The sequence below is a fragment of the Vibrio genomosp. F10 str. 9ZD137 genome, assembly GCF_049974785.1.
In the GTDB taxonomy this organism is placed as follows: Bacteria; Pseudomonadota; Gammaproteobacteria; order Enterobacterales; family Vibrionaceae; genus Vibrio.
In genome coordinates this window covers 1-4920 of the sequence record NZ_JBNGCJ010000296.1, presented here as the reverse complement: position 1 = coordinate 4920, position 4920 = coordinate 1, and the positions used below count along the sequence as shown (strand labels likewise).

Annotated in this window: 5 protein-coding genes and 1 pseudogene; 1 reads left to right on the top strand and 5 read right to left on the bottom strand. The window is 45.2% G+C overall.

Annotated features, from left to right (window positions below; translation table 11 throughout):
* The 5 genes and pseudogenes from lnt to miaB form a co-directional block, all read right to left on the bottom strand.
* Positions 1-451 (bottom strand): annotated as a pseudogene (gene lnt / locus ACP45E_RS05360) (apolipoprotein N-acyltransferase); the annotation flags it as partial.
* 30 nt (positions 452-481) lie between these two features.
* Complete coding sequence (gene corC, locus ACP45E_RS05355; RefSeq protein ID WP_017034694.1) at positions 482-1381, bottom strand: CNNM family magnesium/cobalt transport protein CorC; 900 nt, start codon at positions 1379-1381, stop codon at positions 482-484.
* 101 nt (positions 1382-1482) lie between these two features.
* Positions 1483-1950 carry an rRNA maturation RNase YbeY gene (ybeY, locus tag ACP45E_RS05350; protein WP_017034693.1) on the bottom strand — a complete coding sequence of 156 codons (468 nt, stop codon included), beginning with the start codon at positions 1948-1950 and terminating at the stop codon, positions 1483-1485.
* A 2-nt stretch (positions 1951-1952) separates the two neighbouring features.
* A complete protein-coding gene (locus ACP45E_RS05345; protein ID WP_026026748.1) occupies positions 1953-3056 on the bottom strand; it encodes a PhoH family protein in 1104 nt (367 codons plus the stop codon).
* A gap of 67 nt (positions 3057-3123) precedes the next feature.
* Positions 3124-4548, bottom strand: coding sequence for a tRNA (N6-isopentenyl adenosine(37)-C2)-methylthiotransferase MiaB (gene miaB, locus ACP45E_RS05340; RefSeq protein ID WP_026026747.1), 1425 nt, complete (start codon positions 4546-4548; stop codon positions 3124-3126).
* 263 nt (positions 4549-4811) lie between these two features.
* Here miaB and ACP45E_RS05335 point away from each other — a divergent pair.
* A partial coding sequence (locus tag ACP45E_RS05335; RefSeq protein ID WP_141707236.1) for an FAD-dependent oxidoreductase occupies positions 4812-4920 on the top strand: 109 nt, incomplete at its 3' end.

The window sequence follows — 4920 nt, the reverse complement described above, 5'->3', positions numbered from 1 at the left end:
AGCCTAGCCATAGCCATGGAAAGCCAGTCATTACCCAACCGCGTAGCCAATCGGTAAGAAGCCATAAAGCAGGCGCGGCTAGGATAAATCGATGGCGACTGACCAGAGGAAAGTAGCGGTTTAATAACCAAGCGAACAGACCACTGTATAGAGCAAGATAGCCCACCAGCAGCGCCATCAAAAACAGGCTCGCTATTTTGGGCATGCCGCCGAAGACATCAATACTGATATGGACCCAACTGATACCGGTGGAAAATAAGCCGATTCCCCAAGCATAACCAATAAAAAAGCCTTGTTTGGATGACTGCCCTTGGAGTAAGGCTAAAAGTAACAACGGACTAATGATAGCCAGCGGCCAAATTTGATAAGGAGCAAAAGCCAATGTGGTTAAAGCGCCAACAAAAACGGCCCCTAAAGGCCGCTGTAGGCGATGAATAATGTGATTAGTCATCTATCAATATTCTCGAAAAGCGAGGTTGGATTATTCTTCCGTCGGTTGAGGAAGCGGTTCTTCATCGGGTACGGTGACTTGAAGTTGCAGTACACGTCGGTTATCAGCAGCCGAGACCTTAAACGCATAATGGTTGATTTCAACGACTTCACCACGCGAAGGCAAGTGTCCCAAGGTGCTCATGACAAGTCCTCCTACGGTATCCACTTCATCGGCACTGAAGCTAGTTTGGAAAGTCTCATTGAACTCATCAATGGTGGTTAGGGCTTTGACTGAGAAAGTATGTTTACTCAGTTTACGGATATCCACTTCTTCTTCGTCGTCAAATTCATCCTCAATCTCACCGACGATTTCTTCGAGAATGTCTTCGATAGTCACAAGACCAGATACACCGCCAAACTCATCGACGACAATCGCCATGTGGTAGCGCTCTTCTTGAAACTCTTTAAGCAAACGGTCAACGCGTTTACTTTCAGGAACAACAACCGCTGGACGAATAACTTCTTCTATTGCAAAGGTTTCACTTTCAGAGCCCAAATACTTGAGTAAGTCTTTGGCGAGAAGTATTCCCTCTACATGGTCTTTGTCTTCGCTGATCACTGGATACCGAGAGTGTTGTGCATCGGTTATCAAGGAGACGAGTTTATCAAGATCGTCACTTTTTTCTACCGTGACAATTTGAGACCGAGGTATCATGATGTCACGGATTCGCATTTCAGATATTTCAATAACACCTTCAAGCATATCGCGTGTATCATGGTCGATTAAATCGTTTTCTTCAGAGTCCCTTATTACATCAACCAGCTCTTGGCGATCTTTGGGCTCTGTTTGAAAAAGTTGTCCAAGACGTCCTAAAAAGGACTTTCTACTCGGACCTTCGGCCTTTTCTTTTTTACCTTCCGGCGAAGAGGGAGGATTACCTTCGTTCATTGCTTCTCATATCTATATTGCTACCAAAAGTGTGATAGCGCACATAATTGCCTTCGACTGTTTCTTAAAGGCAAACCAAATTGTTTGGCGATGATGGTATTTTAACTCAGTTTTTCATCTTTATAAGGGTCTTCAAACCCCATTGATTGCAAAATTTCTGCTTCTAACGCTTCCATTTCTTCAGCATCAGCATCGTCAATATGATCATAACCTAGCAGATGCAAGCTACCATGTACAACCATATGCGCCCAGTGTGCAAAAACGGGCTGATTTTGCTCCTTTGCTTCGCGCTCAACGACTTGGCGACAAATGACGAGGTCACCGAGTAGATCGAGTTCAATGCCTGGAGGCGCTTCAAACGGGAAGGACAACACGTTAGTGGGTTTGTCTTTGCCTCTGTACTGATGATTAAGTTCTTGGCTTTCTTCAGTATCGACAATGCGAATGGTCACTTCCGCTTGTTGCTGAAAATTTGTCACAGCTTTGCTTAACCAGAGATGAATATCGGCTTCACTTGGTAGGCCTTGCTCGTCTTTAACGGCCAGTTGCAGGTCCAATTCAATTGTCATGTTTATTTGGGCTCTTTGATTTCAGGTGATGCTTGATTGTTGACGAGAGGCGCTGATTCGGTATTGAGTGCTTCTCGCTCTGCACGGCGACGTTTTTCAATTTCTTTGCGTTCTTTCTGATCTTGTGTTTCCCACTTCTCATAAGCATTGACGATTCGGGCAACAACAGGGTGCCTAACCACATCATCAGAGAGGAAGAAATTAAAGCTAATCTCGTCCACTTCATTGAGCACTTCGATGGCGTGTCTAAGGCCTGAACGTGCCCCACGCGGTAAGTCAATTTGTGTGACGTCGCCGGTGATAACGGCACGAGAGTTAAAACCAATACGGGTTAAGAACATTTTCATTTGTTCTACGGTCGTATTCTGACTTTCATCGAGAATGATGAAGGCATCATTTAAAGTACGGCCACGCATATAGGCGAGGGGGGCGACTTCAATAACGTTACGCTCAATCAGTTTTTCAACTTTCTCGAAGCCAAGCATCTCAAACAAAGCGTCGTAAAGCGGGCGCAAGTAAGGGTCCACTTTTTGGCTTAGGTCACCGGGAAGGAAACCGAGCTTTTCACCCGCTTCCACCGCTGGACGTGTCAGTAAAATACGGCGGATCTCTTGTCGCTCAAGGGCATCCACAGCAGCAGCAACAGCGAGGTAAGTTTTCCCTGTACCAGCAGGGCCGATACCAAAACTAATGTCGTGGGTGACCATATTCACTAAATACTGCGCTTGATTTGGCGTACGAGGCTTAATCACCCCTTTTTTGGTTTTAATGAAGACTTCTTTGCCATGTTCTAGTGTCGGTTCAGTCGTTTGCTCAAGAACACCTGATTGCTTCACATTGAGATGAATATGTTCAGGTTCAATGTCGGGAATATTGCCACGTACCGGAGCGGTGTCGACATAAAGAGATTTGATAATATCCATTGCGGCTGCGGCTGTATGGGGCTTACCCACAATGGTAAAGAAATTGTTTCTATGGTTTATTTCAACGCCCAATCTGCGTTCTAAATGCTTGATATTGTCATCGAAAGGACCGCATAAACTGGCTAGTCGGCGGTTATCTGAAGGTTCTAGATTGATCTCTAGCGTCACAATTTTATTGCTCAATGTTGCCTCACCGTTTAGTAATGAAAAAGAAGCCTAATCCACATCAGGCTTCTTCTGACATTTTAGCTTATGGTGTGAAAGTCGCTACACCTAGTTCATCTTCTCTGCGGGTCTTTTCTTTCATTTCTGAAGGAGACATCACATTGCGAAGATCCATTTCATTCTCAGTTCTAACTAATTCGCCACGCAGAGAGTTGGCAAAGACATCAACGATCTTCACATCAACAAACTGGCCGATGAGATCAGCAGAACCTTCAAAGTTGACTACGCGGCTGTTTTCAGTACGTCCACGAAGTTCCATTAGGTTCTTTTTCGATGGCCCTTCAACCAAAATACGTTGCTCGGTACCTAGCATCAGACGAGAGAAGCGCATGGCTTGGCTGTTGATCTGCTGTTGTAATTCCCATAAACGATCTTTTTTCGTTTGCTCTGGAAGATCACAAGGGTAATCCGCTGCGGGTGTTCCTGGGCGAGCAGAGAAGATAAAGCTAAAGCTCATATCGAAATCCACTTCTTTGATAAGCTTCATCGTATCTTGGAAGTCTTTATCACTTTCACCAGGGAAGGCCACAATAAAGTCAGAGCTAATTTGAATACCTGGACGCGCTTTACGTAGCTTACGAATGATCGACTTGTATTCAATCGCCGTGTGAGGACGCTTCATCATCGTGAGAATACGGTCACTGCCACTTTGAACGGGTAAGTGGAGGAAGCTAACCAGCTCTGGCGTGTCTTCATAAACGGCAATGATATCGTCAGTAAACTCAAGCGGGTGGCTGGTAGTAAATCGAATACGGTCGATGCCATCAATAGACGCAACAAGGCGCAATAATTCTGCAAACGAACAGATTTCGCCATCGTGCTGTGGGCCACGATATGCGTTTACGTTTTGACCAAGCAGATTGACTTCGCGAACACCTTGTTCAGCCAGTTGAGCCACTTCAAACAGAACATCATCCATTGGACGGCTCACTTCTTCACCACGAGTGTAAGGTACAACGCAGTAAGTGCAGTATTTTGAACAGCCTTCCATGATAGAAACGAATGCGGTCGCGCCGTCTGCACGAGGCTCAGGAAGATTGTCGAATTTCTCGATTTCTGGGAAAGAGATATCCATAACCGGCGCTTCATTTGAGAGGGAAGAAGCGATCATTTGTGGCAGTCGATGAAGCGTTTGTGGGCCGAAGATGACATCAACAAACGGTGCGCGTTGACGAATATGATCACCTTCTTGTGTGGCAACGCAGCCGCCAACACCGATAACAACGCCCTCTTTTTTATCTTTAAGGGTCTTCCAACGACCAAGCTGGTGGAATACTTTCTCTTGGGCTTTTTCACGAATAGAACAAGTATTGAGTAGCAGTACATCTGCCTCTTCTGGATCTTCGGTGAGTTCGTAGCCATTGGCTGCGTTCAGCAGGTCTGCCATTTTCGATGAATCGTACTCATTCATCTGACAGCCCCATGTTTTGATTAGTAGTTTCTTGCTCATTTCTGTTCGCTCGATCGTTAGTTTAAAATAAGGGAGCAAATCGCCCAGTGTTTCTCCGCCCAAATACACCTATGCAAGGCTGTCATGGCGGCAAGCGGCGTATTGTACTGCTTTCAAAACCGACTGACTAGTGATTAGATAAAATGATAATACTGCGCTTTTTTAGCGATATAAGGTGGTTAATGAAGTTGTACGATAAGGGTTACATTATCCTGATGAAAACGTACAATAAATTTTCTTCAAGTTGCCATGGTTAAGAACGAATGAGAAAGTATGAAGTTGCGGTCATAGGCGGTGGTATGGTTGGTGCTGCTGTTGCTCTTGGATTTGCGAAGCAAGGACGAGAAGTTGTGGTTATCGAAAATCAACAGC

Excerpts from the sequence above, each read along its gene's own strand:
- corC (WP_017034694.1), bottom strand. The coding sequence starts at position 1,381 with ATGAACGAAGGTAATCCTCCCTCTTCGCCGGAAGGTAAAAAAGAAAAG.
- miaB (WP_026026747.1), bottom strand. The coding sequence starts at position 4,548 with ATGAGCAAGAAACTACTAATCAAAACATGGGGCTGTCAGATGAATGAG.
- ybeY (WP_017034693.1), bottom strand. The coding sequence starts at position 1,950 with ATGACAATTGAATTGGACCTGCAACTGGCCGTTAAAGACGAGCAAGGC.